The sequence below is a fragment of the Streptomyces sp. NPDC041968 genome (genome assembly GCF_055589025.1).
Window position 1 is genome coordinate 159,355 of sequence record NZ_JBVJCB010000007.1, and the last position, 20,578, is coordinate 179,932.

At 72.8% G+C, this 20,578-nt stretch carries 20 protein-coding genes and 1 riboswitch; of the genes, 16 read left to right on the plus strand and 4 right to left on the minus strand.

The annotated features are described in order from the left end of the window. Window positions 1–18: 18 nt before the first annotated feature. The 4 genes from dxs (at window position 19) to ACZ6EG_RS18735 (ending at window position 4,167) form a co-directional block, all read left to right on the plus strand. A complete protein-coding gene (dxs, locus tag ACZ6EG_RS18720; RefSeq protein ID WP_469605790.1) occupies window positions 19–1,959 on the plus strand; it encodes a 1-deoxy-D-xylulose-5-phosphate synthase in 1,941 nt (646 codons plus the stop codon). Next, entirely contained in the window at window positions 1,960–3,345 is a 1,386-nt protein-coding gene (locus ACZ6EG_RS18725) for an aspartate aminotransferase family protein (RefSeq protein ID WP_391972819.1), read from the plus strand. A 64-nt stretch (window positions 3,346–3,409) separates the two neighbouring features. Continuing rightward, a complete protein-coding gene (locus tag ACZ6EG_RS18730) occupies window positions 3,410–4,048 on the plus strand; it encodes a helix-turn-helix domain-containing protein (RefSeq protein ID WP_391972818.1) in 639 nt (212 codons plus the stop codon). Beyond that, window positions 4,045–4,167 (plus strand): DUF6126 family protein, encoded by a 123-nt coding sequence (locus ACZ6EG_RS18735; protein ID WP_356611941.1) that lies wholly within the window; start codon window positions 4,045–4,047, stop codon window positions 4,165–4,167. Before ACZ6EG_RS18730 ends, ACZ6EG_RS18735 begins: the two co-directional genes overlap by 4 nt. A gap of 8 nt (window positions 4,168–4,175) precedes the next feature. Here ACZ6EG_RS18735 and ACZ6EG_RS18740 read toward each other — a convergent pair whose 3' ends face one another. Further along, the gene (locus tag ACZ6EG_RS18740; protein ID WP_356611939.1) at window positions 4,176–4,973 is read right to left on the minus strand and encodes a tyrosine-protein phosphatase; all 798 of its coding nucleotides are present in this window, start codon (window positions 4,971–4,973) and stop codon (window positions 4,176–4,178) included. A gap of 419 nt (window positions 4,974–5,392) precedes the next feature. Continuing rightward, window positions 5,393–5,555: riboswitch (cyclic di-AMP (ydaO/yuaA leader) on the plus strand. Between the two features lie 4 nt (window positions 5,556–5,559). Here ACZ6EG_RS18740 and ACZ6EG_RS18745 point away from each other — a divergent pair. Both ACZ6EG_RS18745 and ACZ6EG_RS18750 read left to right on the plus strand, forming a co-directional pair. Then, on the plus strand, window positions 5,560–6,528 hold the full coding sequence (locus tag ACZ6EG_RS18745) for a M23 family metallopeptidase (RefSeq protein ID WP_469605796.1): 969 nt from the start codon (window positions 5,560–5,562) through the stop codon (window positions 6,526–6,528). Between the two features lie 249 nt (window positions 6,529–6,777). Beyond that, complete coding sequence (locus tag ACZ6EG_RS18750) at window positions 6,778–7,563, plus strand: SGNH/GDSL hydrolase family protein (protein ID WP_391972825.1); 786 nt, start codon at window positions 6,778–6,780, stop codon at window positions 7,561–7,563. 39 nt (window positions 7,564–7,602) lie between these two features. Here ACZ6EG_RS18750 and ACZ6EG_RS18755 read toward each other — a convergent pair whose 3' ends face one another. Together ACZ6EG_RS18755 and ACZ6EG_RS18760 are read right to left on the minus strand one after the other, a co-directional pair. Next, on the minus strand, window positions 7,603–8,262 hold the full coding sequence (locus ACZ6EG_RS18755; protein ID WP_391972816.1) for a TetR/AcrR family transcriptional regulator: 660 nt from the start codon (window positions 8,260–8,262) through the stop codon (window positions 7,603–7,605). Between the two features lie 55 nt (window positions 8,263–8,317). After that, complete coding sequence (locus tag ACZ6EG_RS18760; protein WP_391972815.1) at window positions 8,318–8,902, minus strand: carboxymuconolactone decarboxylase family protein; 585 nt, start codon at window positions 8,900–8,902, stop codon at window positions 8,318–8,320. A 167-nt stretch (window positions 8,903–9,069) separates the two neighbouring features. Between ACZ6EG_RS18760 and ACZ6EG_RS18765 the strand changes: the two genes are divergently transcribed. Continuing rightward, the gene (locus ACZ6EG_RS18765; RefSeq protein WP_469605801.1) at window positions 9,070–10,263 is read left to right on the plus strand and encodes an MBL fold metallo-hydrolase; all 1,194 of its coding nucleotides are present in this window, start codon (window positions 9,070–9,072) and stop codon (window positions 10,261–10,263) included. Between the two features lie 522 nt (window positions 10,264–10,785). On the opposite strand, the gene ACZ6EG_RS18770 is transcribed toward ACZ6EG_RS18765, so the two are convergent. Beyond that, window positions 10,786–11,472 carry a TetR/AcrR family transcriptional regulator gene (locus tag ACZ6EG_RS18770; RefSeq protein ID WP_469605804.1) on the minus strand — a complete coding sequence of 229 codons (687 nt, stop codon included), beginning with the start codon at window positions 11,470–11,472 and terminating at the stop codon, window positions 10,786–10,788. A 102-nt stretch (window positions 11,473–11,574) separates the two neighbouring features. Here ACZ6EG_RS18770 and ACZ6EG_RS18775 point away from each other — a divergent pair, with 102 nt between their 5' ends. The 9 genes from ACZ6EG_RS18775 (at window position 11,575) to ACZ6EG_RS18815 (ending at window position 20,577) form a co-directional block, all read left to right on the plus strand. Beyond that, window positions 11,575–12,558: a GNAT family N-acetyltransferase gene (locus tag ACZ6EG_RS18775; RefSeq protein ID WP_469605807.1), complete on the plus strand. Its 984-nt coding sequence runs from the start codon at window positions 11,575–11,577 to the stop codon at window positions 12,556–12,558. Between the two features lie 457 nt (window positions 12,559–13,015). Beyond that, window positions 13,016–14,929 (plus strand): sensor histidine kinase, encoded by a 1,914-nt coding sequence (locus ACZ6EG_RS18780; RefSeq protein ID WP_469605810.1) that lies wholly within the window; start codon window positions 13,016–13,018, stop codon window positions 14,927–14,929. Window positions 14,930–15,048: 119 nt separating this feature from the next. Continuing rightward, window positions 15,049–15,483, plus strand: a complete 435-nt coding sequence (locus ACZ6EG_RS18785) for a roadblock/LC7 domain-containing protein (protein ID WP_053140002.1) — start codon at window positions 15,049–15,051, stop codon at window positions 15,481–15,483. 2 nt (window positions 15,484–15,485) lie between these two features. Then, entirely contained in the window at window positions 15,486–15,860 is a 375-nt protein-coding gene (locus ACZ6EG_RS18790; RefSeq protein WP_391972810.1) for a DUF742 domain-containing protein, read from the plus strand. Next, window positions 15,838–16,461, plus strand: a complete 624-nt coding sequence (locus ACZ6EG_RS18795) for a GTP-binding protein (protein ID WP_391972809.1) — start codon at window positions 15,838–15,840, stop codon at window positions 16,459–16,461. Before ACZ6EG_RS18790 ends, ACZ6EG_RS18795 begins: the two co-directional genes overlap by 23 nt. A gap of 82 nt (window positions 16,462–16,543) precedes the next feature. Further along, the gene (locus ACZ6EG_RS18800) at window positions 16,544–17,119 is read left to right on the plus strand and encodes a GAF domain-containing protein (protein WP_469605815.1); all 576 of its coding nucleotides are present in this window, start codon (window positions 16,544–16,546) and stop codon (window positions 17,117–17,119) included. A 222-nt stretch (window positions 17,120–17,341) separates the two neighbouring features. Continuing rightward, window positions 17,342–18,370 (plus strand): L-threonine 3-dehydrogenase, encoded by a 1,029-nt coding sequence (gene tdh / locus ACZ6EG_RS18805; protein WP_391972807.1) that lies wholly within the window; start codon window positions 17,342–17,344, stop codon window positions 18,368–18,370. 39 nt (window positions 18,371–18,409) lie between these two features. Next, window positions 18,410–19,603 (plus strand): glycine C-acetyltransferase, encoded by a 1,194-nt coding sequence (locus tag ACZ6EG_RS18810; protein WP_391972806.1) that lies wholly within the window; start codon window positions 18,410–18,412, stop codon window positions 19,601–19,603. A gap of 71 nt (window positions 19,604–19,674) precedes the next feature. Next, window positions 19,675–20,577 (plus strand): LysR family transcriptional regulator, encoded by a 903-nt coding sequence (locus ACZ6EG_RS18815; RefSeq protein ID WP_356611910.1) that lies wholly within the window; start codon window positions 19,675–19,677, stop codon window positions 20,575–20,577. Window position 20,578 lies beyond the last annotated feature (1 nt).

Here is a 20,578-nt window from a genome sequence, read left to right on the forward strand (position 1 = left end):
ACCGAAGGGGGCCCGAGCGTGACGATGCTGGAGAACATCCGGGGACCACGCGACCTGAAGGCACTGTCCGAGAGGGAACTCGGCGAACTGACCCGTGAGACGAGGGACTTCCTGGTGCACGCGGTCGCCCGCACCGGTGGTCACCTGGGACCCAACCTGGGGGTGGTGGAGCTCACCGTCGCCCTGCACCGGGTCTTCGAGTCACCGGCCGACCGCATCCTGTGGGACACCGGCCACCAGACCTACGTGCACAAGCTCCTGACCGGGCGTCAGGACTTCTCGAAGCTGCGCGGCAAGGGCGGGCTGTCCGGCTACCCGTCGCGCGAGGAGTCCGAGCACGACGTCATCGAGAACAGCCACGCCTCCACCGTCCTCGGCTGGGCCGACGGCCTCGCCAAGGCCAACCAGGTCCTCGGCCGGGAGGGCCACGTCGTCGCGGTCATCGGTGACGGCGCGCTCACCGGCGGCATGGCCTGGGAGGCCCTGAACAACATCGCGGCGGCCCGGGACCGGCCGCTGATCATCGTCGTCAACGACAACGAACGCTCGTACGCGCCGACCATCGGCGGCCTCGCCAACCACCTCGCGACGCTCCGCACGACCGACGGCTACGAGCGGGTGCTGGCCTGGGGCAAGGACGTGCTCCAGCGCACCCCCGTGGTCGGCAACACCGTCTACGAGGCACTGCACGGCGCCAAGAAGGGCTTCAAGGACGCCTTCGCCCCCCAGGGCCTCTTCGAGGACCTGGGGCTGAAGTACCTGGGCCCGATCGACGGGCACGACATCGGGGCCGTCGAGTCCGCGCTGCGGCGCGCGGCGCGCTTCCACGGGCCGGTGCTGGTGCACTGCCTCACCGAGAAGGGCCGCGGCTACGAGCCCGCGCTGCGCGACGAGGAGGACCACTTCCACACCGTCGGTGCGATGGACCCGCTCACCTGCGCGCCGCTCACACCCTCCCCGGGGCCCTCCTGGACCTCCGTGTTCGGCGAGGAGATCGTCCGGATCGGCGAGGAGCGCGACGACGTCGTGGCGATCACCGCGGCCATGCTGCACCCCGTCGGCCTCGCCGCCTTCGCCGAGCGCTTCCCCGACCGGGTCTGGGACGTCGGCATCGCCGAGCAGCACGCCGCCGTGTCCGCCGCCGGCCTCGCCACCGGCGGCCTGCACCCGGTCGTCGCCGTCTACGCCACCTTCCTCAACCGGGCCTTCGACCAGCTCCTGATGGACGTGGCCCTGCACCGTTGCGGGGTCACCTTCGTCCTCGACCGGGCCGGCGTGACCGGCGTCGACGGAGCCTCGCACAACGGCATGTGGGACCTGTCCGTCCTCCAGGTCGTCCCGGGACTGCGCATCGCCGCGCCGCGCGACGCCGACCAGCTCCGGGCCCAGCTGCGCGAGGCGGTCGCCGTCGACGACGCGCCGACCCTGGTGCGCTTCCCGAAGGAGTCCGTCGGCCCGGTCGTCCCCGCCGTCGGCCGGGCCGGCTCCATGGACGTGCTGCGCGCCCCGGACCGGCCCGAGGTGCTGCTGGTGTCCGTCGGTGTGATGGCGCCCGTCTGCCTGGGGGCCGCCGACCTCCTCCAGGCCCGCGGCATCGGGTGCACGGTCGTGGATCCGCGCTGGGTCAAGCCCGTGGACCCGGCGCTCGCGCCGCTCGCCGCCCGGCACCGCCTGGTGGCCGTCGTCGAGGACAACAGCCGTGCGGCCGGGGTCGGTTCGGCGGTGGCCCTGGCCCTGGGAGACGCGGACGTCGACGTACCCGTACGCCGCTTCGGCATCCCCGAGCAGTTCCTCGCGCACGCCAAGCGCGCCGAGGTGCTCGCCGACATCGGGCTGACGCCGGTCGACATCGCCGGCCGGATCAGCGCGAGCCTGGCCGTCGCGGCCGAGCCCGGAGAACGTGCCGAAGGGCCCGCCGGCGACGGGCGGACCGTCCCGCCAGCGCAAGGAGAGAACTGAATGACCAAGGAGTTCGACCTCGCCGCGCTCTTGGCCGAGCGCGGAGCCGAGCGGTACGAACTGCACGCCAGGCACCTCAACCACCAACTGCCGCGCATGCTGCGCACCATCGGCTTCGACAAGGTCTACGAGCGGGCCGAGGGCGCGCACTTCTGGGACGCGGACGGCAACGACTACCTGGACATGCTCGCCGGGTTCGCGGTGATGGGCCTCGGACGCCACCACCCCGTCGTCCGCAAGGCGCTGCACGACGTCCTCGACGCCTCGCTGGCCGACCTCACCCGCTTCGACTGCCCGCCGCTGCCCGGACTGCTGGCCGAGCGGCTGCTCTCCTACAGCCCGCACCTGGACCGGGTCTTCTTCGGCAACAGCGGCACGGAGGCGGTGGAGACCGCGCTGAAGTTCGCCCGGTACGCCACCGGCAGGCCGAGGGTCCTGTACTGCACGCACGCCTTCCACGGGCTGACCACCGGCTCGCTCTCCGTCAACGGCGAGAGCGGCTTCCGCGACGGCTTCGCGCCGCTGCTGCCCGACACCGCCGTCCCGCTCGGCGACCTGGACGCCCTGGCACGGGAGCTGCGGCGCGGGGACGTGGCCGCGCTCATCGTGGAGCCGATCCAGGGCAAGGGCGTGCACGAGGCGCCCCCCGGCTACCTGCGCGCCGCGCAGGAACTGCTGCACCGGCACAAGGCACTGCTGATCGCCGACGAGGTGCAGACCGGCCTGGGCCGGACCGGGACGTTCTACGCCTTCCAGCACGAGGACGGCGTCGAGCCCGACCTGGTGTGCGTGGCCAAGGCGCTGTCGGGCGGCTACGTGCCGGTGGGCGCCACCCTGGGCAAGGACTGGATCTTCCAGAAGGTCTACTCCTCGATGGACCGGGTGCAGGTCCACTCGGCGAGTTTCGGGTCCAACGCGCAGGCCATGGCGGCCGGGCTCGCGGTGCTCTCCGTGATGGAGAACGAGGAGATCGTGGCGAACGCCGCCGCCGTGGGAGAGCGGCTGAAGTCCCGGCTGACGGAGCTGGTGGACCGCTACGAGCTGCTCGCCGACGTGCGCGGCCGGGGGCTGATGATCGGCATCGAGTTCGGCCGTCCCAGGTCACTCAGGCTGCGCAGCCGCTGGACGATGCTGCAGGCGGCCAGGAAGGGGCTGTTCGCACAGATGGTGGTGGTGCCGTTGTTGCAGCGGCACAGGATCCTCACCCAGGTGTCCGGCGACCACCTGGAGGTGATCAAGCTGATTCCGCCGCTGATCATCGACACCTCGGACGCGGACCGGTTCGTCGACGCCTTCACCGAGGTGATGGAGGACGCGCACAACGGCGGAGGCCTGATGTGGGACTTCGGCAAGACCCTGGTCCGGCAGGCGGTGGCCAACCGCTGAGCCCGGTTTTTGCCTCACAGGCAACAAATTTGTCCGTGAGGCAATCGTCGGGCTGAATGGGAGCATGAACTCCTCCGAGGCGACGGACCCGGCCGAGGGATCGGTCGCCGCCGTCGCACCCCGGCTGCGCGAGCTGCGGCGGCGGGCCGCCCTCACCCTGGAGGCGGCGGCCCGTGCCGCCGGGCTGTCGCCCGCCCACCTCTCCCGGCTGGAGACCGGGCAGCGTCAGCCCTCGCTGCCGATGCTGCTCTCCCTCGCCCGTGTCTACGGTACGACCGTCTCGGAACTGCTCGGCGAGACGGCCGCGGACCGGGACGCCGTCGTGCGCGCCGAGGCGATGGAGCCGACGTCCGCCGGCGGCTGGACGTACTGGCAGGCCGGTGGGTCCGGCCGGGGTATGCAGGCCCTGCGGGTCCGCGTGCCGCACGGGTCGCAGGGCGACATCGTGCGGGTGCACCCCGGTGAGGAGTGGCTCCACGTGCTGCGGGGCAGGCTGCGGCTGCGCCTCGGGGAGACCGTGCACCTGCTCGGTCCGGGCGACAGCGCGCACTTCGACTCGCTGACCCCGCACCGGATCGCCGCCCAGGACGCCGACGGGGTCGAGCTGCTCTTCGTCCACACGCTGCTGCAGAGCCCGTCGGCGGCGCTCTGCCTGGGACCGGCCACCACGCCGCCCCACCCCACCCCTGGAGAGATGCCATGAAGATGCAGGACAGGTTTCCGCGGGCCGTGTGGGTGCGGCTCTTCATCTACCTCGTGGTGGGGCACCTCTTCGCGGCCTTCATCTACCTGCTCTTCGAGGTGGGGGCCGGCAGCCGGTGAGCGACCCCTCAGTCCAGCATCCGCTCGCGCAGCCGCTCCCGGGTCTCCGGAGTGATCCGCAGGCCCTGCTCCAGGTAGGCGTCGACTCCGCCCCAGGTCTGCTCGACAGTCTCCAGGGCCGCCGCGAGGTACTCGGCGCGCGCGTCGAACAGGGGGCTGAGCAGCTCCATGACCTCGGGGGAGTAGGCGGAGGCGGCGGAGCTGCTGCGACGCACCTTGTAGCGGCGGTGCGTGGCGTTCGACTTCAGGTAGTCCTCGACGATGGCGTCCCGCTCGACGCCCAGGGCGAGGAGGGTGATCGCGATCGACAGCCCCGCGCGGTCCTTGCCGGCCGCGCAGTGCATCAGGGCCGGGACGCTGTCCTCGGCGAGCGCGTGCAGCACCCGTGAGTGCTCCGCCGTGCGCTCCTTGATGATCAGGCGGTAGGAGCCGATCATCCGCTCGGCGCCCTTGTCGCCGGCCAGGATTTCGCGGAGCTGGTCCAGGTCGCCGTCGCGGACCATCTTCCAGAACTCGGCACCGTCGGCCGGGTCGCTCAGCGGCAGGTTGACATTGCGCACGCCCGGCAGCTCGATGTCCGGCCCTTCGAGCTTCTGGTCGGCCGCGTTGCGGAAGTCGAAGATCGTGTGCAGGCCCAGTGAGGCCAGGAACGCGGCGTCCCCTCCGGTGGCGTGTGCCAGGTGACCGCTGCGGAACAGCACTCCCTGTCGCACCCGCCGTCCGTCCACGGTCGGCAGGCCGCCCACGTCACGGAAGTTGCGCACACCGGCCAGCTCGGGTTCGGTCGACGGGACCTGCTGCGTCACGGGGGCTCCTCCCACTCCGCCCCGTCGGCGCTGCTCGCCGCCGGGCTTCACTCGAAGATACGGCACGGTCCCGCGCCTTTGGTGGCCGGGACGTCCGACAGGGGAGTATCTGCGCCTTCTGTCCGTATTGGCGCATTGGTTCCAACTGGCGCGGAAATAAAAGGGGCTGGAGGTGCGGCGCGTGAGCAGCGTCATATCCGTGACGGTGCGTTGCCCGTCATGTCCACGTAATGCGGCCGGTTTTCAAGGACCTTTACCCGAGTCGACGTGGCGCGCTTCGACGGAGGGTGACCGGCGATTCCCATAAAGGATCATTTGGAACACCGGTCGACGCAACCCGTCGCTTGTCGCTGCGCGTCCTGGTCGCTTACGTTCACCACCGATCCGGACGGACGCCTAATCCTGCCGCCGACCGGAGCCCGCACTCATCGACCTACCCGTACACGGCAGGAGCGGGGGACCCACAGGTAGAACTGCCTGTTCCGGTTCCCGGAACGGCTTGGGGTAAAGCCGCGTCCCGACGCGGCCGGGCATCTCCAGCTCGCACCCGACAGCTCACCTCGCAGGCGCCGGAGAGGAATTCGCCATGCCCGCCAAGGGTAAGCACCGCCGTACCAGGGCCATGCGCCTGACCCGCGCCATCGCCGTCGCCGGAACCGGTGGCGCCGCGCTCGCGCTCCCGCTGATGGGCGCCGCCGGGGCCCACGCCGCTCCCGCGCAGTCCGCTTCCGAGAAGCCCGTGCAGTCCGTGCAGTCCGTCTCCGCGCCGGCGAAGAAGGCCGCCGGCGCGGAGAAGAACGGGGACGCGCGGACGTACACCGTGAAGAGCGGTGACTACCTCTCGAAGATCGCCGACGAGCAGGACGTCGACGGCGGCTGGAAGAAGCTCTACGCGGACAACCGCGAGGCCGTCGGTTCGGACCCGTCGCTGATCCACCCCGGCCTGAAGCTCGCCGTCGACGGCCGGGCCGCCCAGTCCTCGGCCCCGTCCTCCTCCGCCCCGTCGGAGAAGCCGGCCGCCGAGAAGCCCGCCGCGGCCGAGAAGCCGGCCCCCGCGAAGGCCGAGCCGGCCGAGAAGGCCTCGGACGCCGCGAAGAGCTCCGCCGACTCCTCGGACTCCTCGGACACGAGCACCCAGTCCGCCGGCAGCGGCTTCGTCTCGCCCGTCCCGAGCGGCACCCTGGGCACCCCGTACCACCAGACCGGCAGCATGTGGTCCAGCGGCTACCACACCGGCACGGACTTCGTCGTCCCGACCGGCACCTCCCTCAAGGCCGTCGGCGCGGGCACCGTCGTCTCCGCGGGCTGGGGCGGCGCGTACGGCAACCAGGTCGTCATCCAGCTCGCCGACGGCCACTACGCCCAGTACGCCCACCTGTCCTCCCTCTCCGTCTCCGCCGGTCAGTCCGTGACGGCGGGTCAGCAGGTCGGCCTCTCGGGTGCCACCGGCAACGTGACCGGCCCGCACCTGCACTTCGAGATCCGCACCACCCCGGACTACGGCTCGGACGTGGACCCGGTCGCGTACCTGCGCTCCCACGGCGTCTCCCTCTGACGAGGAACTGACGCGCCCTCCCGCGCCACCGAAGGCCGGACCCCGATCCCCGGGTCCGGCCTTCGGTGTATCCGGTCGCGGTGTATCCGGTCGCGGTGTATCCGGACCGGGCGTATTCCTGAATTGGCGAACACTTTAGGCGTGGTCTTTCTCACCGCCCGTCAACCCCTTCCTACGGTCGCGTAGGTCACATTCGAAGGTGAATCATGGGCCGATGTGGCAGACGATTCGAAGAGTGACAACGGAACAGTGATCGGGTCGTACGTGGCGGTGGGGGACAGCTTCACCGAGGGCGTCGGAGACCGGGGCCCCGACGGGTCGTTCGTCGGCTGGGCCGACCGGTTCGCGGTACTGCTCGCGGACCGGCGCCCCGAGGGCGACTTCACGTACACGAACCTCGCCGTACGCGGCAGGCTGCTCGACCGGATCGTGGCCGAGCAGGTGCCGCGGGCCGTCGAACTCGCCCCCGACCTGGTCTCGTTCTGTGCGGGCGGCAACGACATCATCCGGCCCGGCACCGACCCCGACGAGGTGGCCGAGCGGTTCGAGCGGGCGGTGGCCGCGCTGACCGCCGCGGCCGGCACGGTGCTGGTGACGACCGGCTTCGACACCCGCGGGGTGCCCGTCCTCAGGCGCCTGCGCGGCAAGATCGCCACGTACAACGGGCACGTCCGGGCCATCGCCGACCGGTACGGCTGCCCCGTGCTCGACCTGTGGTCGCTCCGGACCGTGCAGGACCGCAGGGCGTGGGACGCCGACCGGCTGCACCTGTCGCCGGAGGGCCACACGCGCGTGGCGCTGCGCGCGGGCCAGATCCTCGGCCTGCCCGTCCCGGCCGACCCCGACCAGCCCTGGCCGCCGCTGCCGCCGCGCGGCACCCTGGACGTCCGCCGGGACGACGTCCACTGGGCCCGCGAGTTCCTGGTCCCGTGGATCGGCCGCCGGCTGCGCGGCGAGTCCTCGGGCGACCACGTGATCGCCAAGGGGACGCTCTCGGCGGAGGACATCAGGGGGCGGATCGCGACGGTGGCCTGACGGCGGAGGATCGGCGTCTCGCGTTCCGCGTCCGGCGGGCTACGGGGTCCCGGTCGCGCCGGCGGGGGACGGGCCGGGCCGGCGCCGGGGCGTCGTCAAGGCCTCCCGCTCCAGACCCAGTTCCCGGGCGAGGGCCTCGTCCATCCACTCCTGGGCCCGGGCCCGCGACACCGCACCCCCGTACGAGGTCAGCTGCACGGCCAGTCCGTCCAGCAGCGCGGTCAGGCGCAGCGCGGCGGCTTCGGGCGCGGAGCAGCGGAACTCCCCGGCGGCCACGCCCTCGGCGATGACCGCGGCGATCGCCGCCTTCCACTGGCGGTCGAGTTCCAGCGTGACGCTCCGCAGCGCGGGATCGCGCAGCGCCACCGCCCAGCCCTCGATCCACAGCCGCCAGCCCTTGGCCTGTCCGGTGGGGGCGTACCACCGTACGGCCGCCCGCAGCCGGCGCAGTGCCGACGTGCGGCGGCCCAGCAGCCTGCGCAGATGGGCGAGATCGTCCTCGGCGGCGTGGGTGAACGCGGCGGCGACCAGCTTCTCCTTGGTGGAGAAGTGGTAGAGCACCAGCGCGTTGCTGACGCCGAGCGCGGCGGCCACGTCGGCGATGCGCAGCGCCGCCACCCCCCGCGCCGATATCTGCTCGATGGCCGCGCGCAGCAACTCCTCGCGCCGCTCCGCCACACTCAACCGGACTCTCGCCACGCCCGTCACCCTATACAGGCCCCGGACGTGCGGTGAGGGCCGCGGCCCCGGCCGGTCAGCCGGCGGCGGCCCCGGCCACGCCCCCGCGCCCCGCTTCGGGAAGGTCGCAGGAGTCCTTGAAGCCCTGGCTGGTCAGGCCGAGCGCCGCGTTGATCCGGGAGCGCAGGTTCTCGACGGCGACCATCGCGGTCAGCTCCACGAACGCGGGCTCGCCCAACCGGGTCCGCAGCCGCGCGGCGAGGTCGTCGTCGACGGTGGGAGGGGTCGCCGTCATCGCCTCGGCGTATTCCATGACGTCCCGCTCCGCCGGCGTGTAGGCGTCGCTCTCCCGCCACATCGGCACGTCGTGGAGCTTGCGCCGGTCCATGCCCCGTTCGGCGTTCTCCCAGTGGCCGAAGTCCATGCACCAGGAGCAGCCGATCGAGGCCGCCGAGGCCATCACCGCGAGCGCCTTGAGGTCGGGGTCCAGCTTGTTCCACTTGGCCACGGACTGCTCGAAGCGCAGGTCGCCGAGGAGCACGCGCGGGTTGTGGGCGAGCGCCCTGGCGGGGTCGAGGACCTTGCCGTAGGTGCGCCGGGAGTACCACTCCGCGAAGCGCAGGAGGAGGGTCCGGGGAGGGGTGAGCGATACGCGGGCCATGGGGGCCGCCTTCCTGACCGTCGGTCGTGCCGCTGTGCGGCGGGCGCTCCGGCGGGGCGCCCTCACCGGTACGACGGAGGGAGGGAACGCGGATGTGACATCCGGCGTTCGTGGTGATGTCGGACGAGACGATAATGAGGGCCTGACCTACTCCACCTGGAGGTACCGTGGCCGGTTTCCGTTCCCCGAGCTCCGGGCTCAGCGCACCGCGGCCCGCCGCCTTCGGCGCGGACCCGAGCGGTGAGCGCATGGCGCGCATCCGCAGATCGCCGCACTTTCGCGACGGCGTCTTCCAGAATCCCGGGGGCGCCGCCCGGACCCGCCCCTCCGGATCGGCCCGCGAGTTCGCGAAGACCTACTTCGACCGGGAGTCGCGGGGCAACCGCGCCCCGCGGGGCACGGTCCCGGTGCACGCCACCACACTGGCCGACCTCGCCCGCCCGCCCGCCACCGGACTGCGGCTGACCTGGATGGGGCACTCCAGCGTGCTCGCCGAGATCGACGGGCAGCGGGTGCTCTTCGACCCCGTCTGGGGCGAGCGCTGCTCCCCGTTCCCCTTCGCCGGCCCCAAGCGACTGCATCCGGTCCCGGTGCCCCTGGCCGCGCTGGGCCCGGTCGACGTGGTCGTGATTTCCCACGACCACTACGACCACCTGGACATGCCCACGATCAAGGCGCTGGCGGGCACGGGCACCCTCTTCGCCGTGTCGCTCGGCGTCGGCGCGCACCTCGAACGCTGGGGCGTGTCCGCCGACCGGCTGCGCGAACTGGACTGGCACGAGTCGACGCGCGTCGGCGGACTCACCCTCACCGCCACCCCGGCCCGCCACTTCTGCGGACGCGGCCTGCGCAACACCCAGCACACCCTCTGGGCCTCCTGGGTCGTCGCCGGCGAGGAGCACCGGATCTACCACAGCGGGGACACGGGCTACTTCGACGGCTTCCGGGAGATCGGCGCCGCCCACGGCCCGTTCGACGCCACGATGATCCAGCTGGGTGCGTACTCCGACTTCTGGCCGGACATCCACATGACGCCCGAGGAAGGCGTACGGGCCCACCTCGACCTCCAGGGGGGTGGGCAGGGCGGCGTGCTGCTGCCCATCCACTGGGGGACCTTCAACCTGGCACCGCACGCGTGGGCGGAGCCGGGGGAGTGGACGAGGGACGCGGCCGAGGAGGTCGGTCAGGCGGTGGCGTCCCCGCGGCCGGGTGAGCCGTTCGAGCCGGCGGGGGAGCTGCCGGGGGAGCCGTGGTGGCGTGCGGTGTCGCCGCCGATCTCGCGTCCGTGGCGGAGTTCCCGGAGCACTGAGGGCATGCCCGGGACGAGCAAGGGGGATCTGGACCTCGCGGGTGAGCGGTGAGGCCGGTCGGGGACTTCTCCGGGCCGGAGAGGCGGCCCGAGAACGCCACGCCCGCGTAGCCGGTGGCGGAGAGCAGCGCGGAGCAGCTGCCCGGTAGGGGAGCCGGTCCGGTGCTCCCGCCCGCACCGCCCGTCCGCACCGCCCGTCAGCAGCGCCAGACCGGCGACCGCTCGCCATCGCGGCGGTTCCGGCGGCGCCGGTGTGCTCGCCCGACGTGAGCCGGGCTCCGACAGCCACCAGTACCGGACCCGCGCCCAGGGTCACCACCGTGGCCACGGTCAGCCCGGCCCGCTGCACGGAGGCGCGGCAGGCCGTCTGGTACACCGCCGGCCCGAGGCCCGTGATCAGGGTCCGCCGCGGGTTCGCCGCGAACGCCGCGCGCAGCGACGGCGCAGCCCCCGGCCGCCGGGCCCGTCGGACCAGGTGAGTTGCCAGGAGCGGAAACCGAGACGGGACCGATGCCGCCGACGTCGTACAGTGCGGCGGCCACCTTGCCGAACGGGCTCGGCACGACCGCCCGCCTCAGGCGGCGGGCGGCGGAGGCGTCGGGAACGGTTGCAGCCGATCACCGTCCGGCGAGGTGTCCCGTACGGTGCCTGGGGCCGTGCCGGGCCCCGGCCCGGCGAGCCGGGCGACGAAGCCGTCGACCAGGGCGATCTGCACGTCCTCGGGAAACCGTCCGGGGTCGAAGAGAGCCTGGACGACGAGCCCGTGGACGAAGGCGACGGCGGCAGCGGCCAGTTGGCCGGTGTCGGCGTGCGAGGGGATCTGCCCGAGGCCGCGTGCCGTCTCGAGATGCGGGCGGAAACGGTCGCGCAACCTCGTGTACCGGTCGCCCTGTTGGGCGGCCAGCGTCTCGTCGGCGAGGGACAGGTCCCAGGAGCTGACCCAGATGCGGTTGCGGGCGGTGTCGGCCGGCGTGAGCGGCAGGATGTCGAGCAGTGCGGCCCGCACGGTGGGCAGGCCGTCGGCGGGAGGAGTCCGGCGCGGGCGCCCCGCCGTGTCCTGTTCCAGCAGGTCCAGCGCATGCGTGACAAGGGCCCGTTTGCTCGGGAAGTAGTGCGTCAGCATGCCGGTCGAGACACCCATCGCGGCGGCCACGGCGCGCAGTGTCAGACCACCGAACCCTTTGACGGCGAGGACGCGCCACACCGCCTCGGACACGTCCTTGCGGCGGGCTTCGTGATCTCCGGGTGCGGGCGGCGGCATGGCGCTAGCCTACGTACCAAACGCTTGTTACGCACCCTCCTGGCCGCATGCGAGTCTCCCTGCCGGCCTTCCGGCCGGCTCAACCTGGAAGGCGGAACACCCATGTTCACCGCCCCGCTCGACGACCACGCGCAGCTCCGCCCCCTGGAGCCCTGGCAGGCACCGGAGTTCCTGGCGCACATCGACCGGGCCCGCCCGCTGGTCGACCCGTGGATTCCCTGGGCGTCGCTCACCACCGACCTGGCCACGGCCACGGCCACCCTCCAGCGCTACGCCGACCTCTCGTCCACCGACAGTGGGCGGATATACGGGATCTGGCTGGACGGAGTGCTCGTCGGCGGCGTCATGTTCACCCGCTTCGACACCTCCTCGGGGGTGTGCGAGCTCGGCTGCTGGCTGGAGGAGGCCGGGCAGGGCCACGGGCTCGTGACCCGAGCGTGCAGGGCACTGATCGACTGGGCCTTCACCGAGCGCGGGATGAGCAGGGTCGAGTGGTGGGTAGCCGCCGGCAACACCCGCAGCATCGCGTCCGCGCGCCGTCTCGGCATGACCCGGGACGGCGTGCTCCGGCAGCGTTACCCGTACCGCGGACTGCGGCACGACAGCGAGGTGTGGTCCGTCCTGGCCCAGGAGTGGCCGCCGGCGGAGGACCGGTCCGCACCCTCGTCCGGCGACCGGGCGGAGATCGACCGGCTGACGGGGGTGTTCATGGATTCCTTCACCAACACCGGTGGAAGGCACCCTGATCTCCAGGTGATCCGCGAACTGTTCGTCCCGGAGGGGAGGATCATCTCGAACATCGGAGACGACCCGGTGATCATGGATCTGGACGCGTTCGTCGAGCCGCGTCAGAAGATGCTCACCGACGGGACACTGACGGAGTTCTCCGAGTGGGAGGTCTCCGCGCGGACGGAGATCTTCGGATCCGTCGCTCACCGGTTCAGCGAGTACCGCAAGTCGGGTGTCCGGGACGGAGCGCGCTTCGAGGGACACGGCCACAAGACCACCCAGTTCCTGCGGACCCGGGCCGGCTGGAGGATCGCCTCCATGGCCTGGGACGACGCACCACAGCGTCTCCCGGGATGACGCGCCCCGCCGGGTCCGCAGCTCACGGCCACCTCCTGCCGAGCCTCCCGCTTTCAGTCCTCCTGCACGAGCCATGCGGCGATGTCCACGTCACGTGGGTGCACGGCCTCCGAAGCGGTGGCGCGGCGGCGCCTTCACCGACAGTGATCGTTTCTGATCGGTTCCGACCGGTCCTCAGCCTCTTCGGAGCAGGTGCTTCACCGGCTTATCGGTCTGTCGTACGAGGCCTCATACCAGAGCGGGACGTTGTCCGAGGGACTTTGGCAACTGCCCACCGCACATGATGCACAGGCGACTACTGTCAGTGTCCGTCGGGCTACGTAGACCGGATCCCCGGTCCGCTCGGCCGACATCGCGACGGCGCGTGCCCGCGTGGCGTCGCGTGTCCGCGTGGCGTCCGCCACCACGCGCGAGCACCCAGGCCCGACGGGCCACCGGACCAGTACGAGGACCCCCGATGTCTCACCTCCGCGCCCCGGCCGCGCGAGCAGACCGCCGCGAGGGCGGGCGGCACGGCCGGCCGGCCTCCCGTACCGCCCTCGCGTTGCCCGAGACCCACATACGGCCCCAACTGCTGCGTCTGGCCGTACTGCCGCCCGTCGCGGTCGCCCTCAGCGCCTGCGCGGTCGTCCTGTTCACCGTCCGGTCCACCGGCGCCCGCCCCAGCCCCGTGCTGTGGGCCGTCCTCGCCGGGGCGGTCTCGGTGACCCTCGCCGCCGTCGCCATCGCCGCCGTCGCGGCGGACCGCGCCGCACGGTCCGTGCACGACCGGGTCGCCGCCCTGCGCCGCAGCACCGCGCGCGGCGAGGGCGAACTGCGGGACGTCGTCGAGGCGTTGCGCCGCGGTGAGACCCCGCCGCACCGCACACCGCGGAACGGACCGCCGGACGACGCCGACGACTTCGACCTGCTCGCCGCCGACCTGTCGCGCGCCCACGACGGCGCCGTCACCGCGGTCGTCCGGGCCGCCCAGCTCTCCAGCCAGGCGGGCAGCGAACAGAAGCTGGAGGTCTTCGTCAACCTCGCCCGGCGCCTCCAGTCCCTGGTGCACCGCGAGATCTCCATCCTGGACGAGCTGGAGAACGAGATCGAGGACCCCGACCTCCTCAAGGGCCTCTTCCACGTCGACCACCTCGCCACCCGCATCCGCCGCCACGCCGAGAACCTCGCCGTGCTCGGCGGTGCCGTCTCCCGCCGGCAGTGGAGCAACCCGGTCGACATGACCGAGGTGCTGCGCTCGGCCATCGCCGAGGTGGAGCAGTACTCCCGGGTCCGGCTCGTCCCCCCGATCGACGGCACCCTGCGCGGCCACGCCGTCGCCGACGTCATCCACCTGCTGGCCGAACTCGTCGAGAACGCCACCCTGTTCTCCGCCCCGCAGACCCAGGTGCTGATGCGGGCCAACCTCGTCACCGCGGGCCTCGCCGTGGAGGTCGAGGACCGCGGACTCGGTATGCCCGTCGCCGAGCAGAGCCGCATGAACGCGCTGCTCGCCGACCCCGACCAGGTCAACGTCGCCCGCCTGCTCGCGGACGGGCGCATCGGACTGTTCGTCGTCTCGCAGCTCGCCAAGCGGCACGGCATCACCGTCCGGCTCCAGACCAACATCTACGGCGGTGTCCAGGCCGTCCTGGTCGTGCCGCAGGCCCTGTTGGGGCCGGAGCCGGGTGCCGTCCCCGGGGGCGAGGCCCGGCCGGACCAGGTCACCGGCTCCGGGCCGGTGCCCCTGCCGCCGCCGCCCCGGCAGCGGCCGCGCCCCACGGGCGACGCGACGCCGGCTCCCACCGGAGCCGGCCTCGACCCTCCCGCCCCCGTCCCCGCCGCCCCCGCCACTCCGGCGGCCGTTCCCGCCCCTCCCGAGCCCTTCACCCCGCCCCCCGCCCCCGAGGCGCCCGTGCGGGCCGCCCCCTCCCACCGGGCCGACGGCGGACCCGTACCGCTGCCCGTGCGCGGCGCCCGCGTGGACCGGCCCACGCCGGCCGCCGCGGTGCCCGGCGTCCGGCCCGAGGACCGGGGCGTGATCGCCGAGCACGCGGCCGCCCCGCCCGTGCCGCGCCACAGCGCGGTGCGCGGCACCATGGGCAAGCCACACCTGCCCCGGCGCCGGGCCCAGGAGCACATCGCGCCCCAGCTCCGCGGCGGCCCCGCACCCCGCCAGGAACCCGAGCAGCACACCGGGCACGACCCCGGGCTGATGGCCGCCTTCCAGCGCGGCATCGGACTCGCGGAGGCCCAGCAGCACCTGGAGTCGACGTCCGTGGAGCCGACGTTCCTGGAGCCGGCCCGGGCCGAGCCGGCGCACGACGAGCCGGTGCCCCGGTACACGGAGCCGCACACCGTGGAGCAGAGCCGCCGGGACCCGGCCGGATGAGAGCCGTGACCACCTCCGCCGCCACCCCCACGACCACCCCGAGCCCTTCCTCCACCCCCACCCCCACCACCACGACCCGCGCTCCCGCAGACCTTCGTACCCCAAGGAGTCGATCCACCATGGCGAGCGATGCGCCGACCGGCCACGTGTCCGACCTCGACTGGCTGATGAGCGGCCTCGTGCAGCGTGTTCCGCACACGACCAGCGCGGTGCTGCTGTCCTGCGACGGACTGGTGAAGTCCGTCCACGGCCTCGACGCGGACAGCGCCGACCACATGGCCGCCCTGGCCTCCGGCCTCTACTCCCTCGGCCGCAGCGCCGGCGTCCGCTTCGGCGACGGCGGCGACGTACGGCAGGTCGTCGTCGAACTCGACTCGACCCTGCTCTTCGTCACCACTGCCGGCTCGGGCACCTGTCTCGCCGTGCTGGCCGGCCGCGAGGCCGACGCCGCCGTGCTCGGCTACGAGATGGCGATGCTCGTCAAGAGCGTCCGCCCGTACCTGGTCACCGCGCCCCGGCAGTACGCCGTCGAACCCCCGGCGATGAGGCCTTGAGGGTGGCCGCGGCCGGCGACGGGCCCTGGCTCGACGACGCGGCCGGACGGCTGGTGCGCCCCTTCACCGTGAGCAACGGCCGTACCCGGCCGACCGTCGCGCTCGACCTGATGTCCCAGGTGATGGCCACCGGGGCGACCCCCCTCGGCTACCTGGGCCCCGAGCACGCGCAGGCACTGGACCTGTGCAGGGCGCCCCTCCCGGTCGCCGAGCTCGCCGCTCGTCTGAGGCTCCCGGTGGCAGTCACCAAGGTGCTGCTGTCGGACCTGGTGGACTGCGGCGCGCTGACCACGAAACCCCCCGCCGCGTTCCACCACAACCCCACGGACCGGGCCCTTCTGGAGGCAGTGCTCGATGGACTACGACGACAGCTCTGACTACGGCCACGCCGCCGGCACCGATCCGTTCCCCACCGCGCTGAAGATCCTCGTGGCCGGCGGATTCGGAGTGGGCAAGACGACCTTCGTCGGCGCGGTGAGCGAGATCGCGCCGCTGAGCACGGAGGAACTGCTCACCACGGTCAGCGCCGCGACCGACAACCTCGACGGAATCGAGAACAAACTCGAGACGACCGTGGCCATGGACTTCGGCCGCATCACCCTCGACCCGCAGCACGTGCTCTACCTGTTCGGGACACCCGGCCAGGAACGGTTCTGGTTCATGTGGGACGAGCTGTGCGAGGGCGCTCTCGGCGCCGTGATCATCGCCGACACCCGGCGGCTGGAGGAGTCCTTCGCCGCCGTCGACTTCTTCGAGGAACGAGGACTCGGATTCATCGTCGCCGTCAACGAGTTCGACGGCGCCTACCGCTACGACCCCGAGGAGGTGCGGGCCGCCATGGACCTCCACCCCGAGATCCCCATCGTGCGCTGCGACGCCCGGATCTCCAGTTCCGGCGTACAGACGCTGCTCACCCTCGTACGCCACCTCATCGCCCACACTCCGGCCCCCACGACGGGGTTCGGCGTCCACAGGTGAATCCCGGTGATTCCCAGGTGATCCACGCCCGCACCGCCCTGGAGCCGCACATGACGCACGTCCACAGCGACGGAGCCCGCCCATGAGGTACGACCCGCCGCGCCCGGCCGGACGTCTGCTGCTCACGCCCGAGGACCGGGAGGCGCCCGCCCGGGTGCGGCGGCTGCGCCGGCTCGGCCTGGCGCAGTGCCCGGACCCGGCTCTCGACGCCTTCGCGGCACAGCTCGCCGGGCTCGCCGAGTCGCCGTACGCGATGGTCAACTTCCTCGTCGAGGGCGGGCAGTTCTTCGCGGGCCTGCGGGTGCCGGAGTTCCCGCCGGTGACGCGGGGGGACGGCACCAGCCCGGAGTTCGGCCGGGTCCAGCCCCGCGACCACGGCTTCTGCCCGCACGTGGTGGTCCGGGGCAAGGCCCTGGTCCTGGAGGACGTGCGCGACTACCCGCGTTTCGCGGGCAACCCGGTCGTCGACGAGTTCGGCATCCGCTCCTACCTCGGCGCCCCGCTCATCGACAGCACGGGCACGGTGCTGGGCACGGTGGCCGCGTCCGACGTACGGCCCCGGACCTGGGGGCAGGCGGGCCTCGCGACGATCAAGTCGATGGCGGCCGACCTGGTGCGGCGCATCGAACGCAGCGCGGAGGACGGGCTTCCGCTGTGAGCCGCCGGTCACCGGCCCGCCGGCACGGGGCGGGCCGGCGGGGCGGGTCCGCGGGGCGGGTCCGCGGGGCGTGAAGGAAAGCTGCGGCCGGGCTTAAGAAAGGCTCGATGGACCCGGGGCGGTGTCGTGCGGCAGATTGCTGTGCGATTCCCCTCCCCTCCCCGGACGCGGGCTGCCTCGGCATGCCCGGGGCCGGGACCTCACCCGTCAGGAGCCGTAGCGTTGAAGGCGCTGGTCAAGGAGAAGGCGGAGCCCGGGCTGTGGCTCGCGGACGTCCCCGAGCCGGTCATCGGACCCGGTGACGTCCTCATCAAGGTGCTGCGCACCGGCATCTGCGGCACCGACCTGCACATCCGGGCGTGGGACGGCTGGGCGCGGCAGGCCATCCGCACCCCGCTCGTCGTCGGGCACGAGTTCGTCGGCGAGGTCGTCGACACCGGGCGGGACGTCACCGACATCAAGACCGGCGACCGGGTCAGCGGCGAGGGCCACCTGGTCTGCGGCAAGTGCCGCAACTGCCTGGCCGGCCGGCGCCACCTGTGCCGCGCCACGGTCGGGCTCGGCGTCGGCCGGGACGGGGCGTTCGCCGAGTACGTCGCCCTGCCCGCCACCAACGTCTGGGTGCACCGGGTGCCCGTCGACCTCGACGTCGCCGCGATCTTCGACCCCTTCGGCAACGCCGTGCACACCGCGCTGTCCTTCCCGCTGGTCGGCGAGGACGTCCTGATCACCGGCGCCGGACCGATCGGCCTGATGGCCGCCGCGGTGGCCCGGCACGCGGGCGCCCGCAACGTCGTGATCACCGACGTGAGCCAGGAACGTCTGGACCTGGCCCTCAAGGTCGGTGTCAGCCTCGCCCTCGACGTGTCGAAGGCGAGCATCGCCGACGGGCAGCGCGAACTCGGCCTGCGCGAGGGCTTCGACATCGGCCTGGAGATGTCCGGCCGCGCCGAGGCCATGCGTGACATGATCGCCAACATGACGCACGGCGGCCGGATCGCGATGCTGGGCCTGCCGTCCGAGGAGTTCCCCGTCGACTGGGCCCGGATCGTCACCTCGATGATCACGGTCAAGGGCATCTACGGCCGCGAGATGTTCGAGACCTGGTACGCCATGTCGGTGCTGCTCGAAGGCGGCCTCGACCTCGCCCCCGTCATCACCGGCCGCTACAGCCACCGCGACCACGAGGCCGCGTTCGCCGACGCGGCGAGCGGCCGGGGCGGCAAGGTCATCCTCGACTGGACCGCGTGAGTCACGCGCGAGTCATCAGCTTTCCTAGGAGCTTCTGAGATGTTCGACTCCGTGCGCGACGACCTGCGCGCCACCCTCGACGAGATCCGCGCCGCCGGCCTGCACAAGCCCGAGCGCGTGATCGGCACCCCGCAGTCCGCCACCGTCGCCGTCACGGCCGGCGGCCGCCCCGGCGAGGTCCTCAACTTCTGCGCCAACAACTACCTCGGCCTCGCCGACCACCCCGAGGTCGTCGCCGCCGCCCACGAGGCGCTGGACCGCTGGGGCTACGGCATGGCGTCCGTGCGCTTCATCTGCGGTACCCAGGAGGTCCACAAGGAGCTGGAGGCCCGGCTCTCCGCGTTCCTCGGGCAGGAGGACACGATCCTCTACTCCTCCTGCTTCGACGCCAACGGCGGCGTGTTCGAGACCCTCCTCGGCCCGGAGGACGCGGTGATCTCCGACGCCCTCAACCACGCCTCGATCATCGACGGCATCCGCCTCTCCAAGGCCCGCCGCTTCCGTTACGCCAACCGCGACCTGGCCGACCTGGAACGGCAGCTCAAGGACGCCTCGGACGCCCGGCGCCGCCTGATCGTCACCGACGGCGTCTTCTCCATGGACGGCTACGTCGCCCCGCTGAGCGAGATCTGCGACCTGGCCGACCGCTACGACGCCATGGTCATGGTCGACGACTCGCACGCCGTCGGCTTCGTCGGCCCCGGCGGGCGCGGCACCCCCGAGCTGCACGGCGTCATGGACCGCGTCGACATCATCACCGGCACCCTGGGCAAGGCCCTCGGCGGCGCCTCCGGCGGCTACGTCGCCGCCCGCGCCGAGATCGTCGCCCTGCTGCGCCAGCGCTCCCGGCCGTACCTGTTCTCCAACACCCTCGCCCCGGTCATCGCCGCCGCGTCCCTCAAGGTGCTCGACCTGCTGGAGTCGGCCGACGACCTGCGGGTGCGGCTAGCCGAGAACACCGCCCTGTTCCGCCGCCGGATGGTGGAGGAGGGCTTCGACATCCTCCCCGGCGACCACGCCATCGCACCGGTGATGATCGGCGACGCCTCGCGGGCGGGCCGCATGGCGGAGCTGCTGCTGGAGCGCGGGGTGTACGTGATCGGCTTCTCCTACCCGGTCGTCCCGCAGGGGCAGGCGCGCATCCGCGTCCAGCTGTCCGCCGCCCACTCCACCGAGGACGTCGACCGCGCGGTGGACGCCTTCGTGGCGGCGCGCGCGGAGCTGGACGCGTGACGCCCGCCCGGTTCGGGCCCGGCCCCGCCCGCGTCGGGCCCACGGCCGCCTGACCTGAGAGAATCGATCCCGTGATCGAAGCGCGGCGGCTGCACATCCTCCGGGCGGTGGCGGACCACCGCACCGTGACGGCGGCTGCCGCCGCGCTGTACCTCACCCCGTCGGCGGTCTCCCAGCAGCTGGCCGCCCTGGAGCAGGAGACCGGCCACCGCCTGGTCGAGCGCGGCGCGCGGGGCGTCCGGCTGACCCCGGCCGGCGAGATCCTGCTCAGCCACACCAACGCCGTACTCGCCCAGCTGGAGCGGGCCGAGGCGGAACTCGCCGCGTACGGCTCGGGCGCCGCCGGGACCGTGACGGTGGCCTCCTTCGCGACCGGCATCGCCCTGGTCGTGGCGCCCGCGCTGGGCCGTCTCGCCGAGTCGGCGCCCGGCATCCGCATCCGCGTCCAGGACGCCGAGGGCGACGCCAGCCTGCCGATGGTCCTCGACCGGCGGGTCGACGTGGCCGTGGCCGTCGAGTACCGCGGGGCGCCGCCCGCCGACGACCCGCGCCTGACCCACGTACCCCTGTACGCCGAGCCCTTCGACGCGGTCGTCCCGGTCGCCCACCGCCTCGCGGACGCCGCCGAGGTGCCGCTCGCGGAGCTGGCCAAGGACCCGTGGATCGGCCCCTACCCGGGCAACCCCTGCCACGACGTGGTGGTCCTGGCCTGCGAGAGCGCCGGATTCCAGCCCCGCATGGAGCACTCCTCGGACGACTTCCGCGCGGTGGTGTCCCTCGCCGCGGCCGACGTCGGCGTGGCGCTCGTCCCGCGTTCCGCGCTGCACGGCACGGACCTCACGGGCGTGGTCGTCCGGCCGGTCGACGGCGTCGCGCCCACCCGCCGCGTCTTCGCCGCCGTACGCCGGGGGGCCGAGGAGCACCCGCTGATCCGTCCCGTCCTGGACGCACTCGACCAGGCCGCCCGGGCGTGAG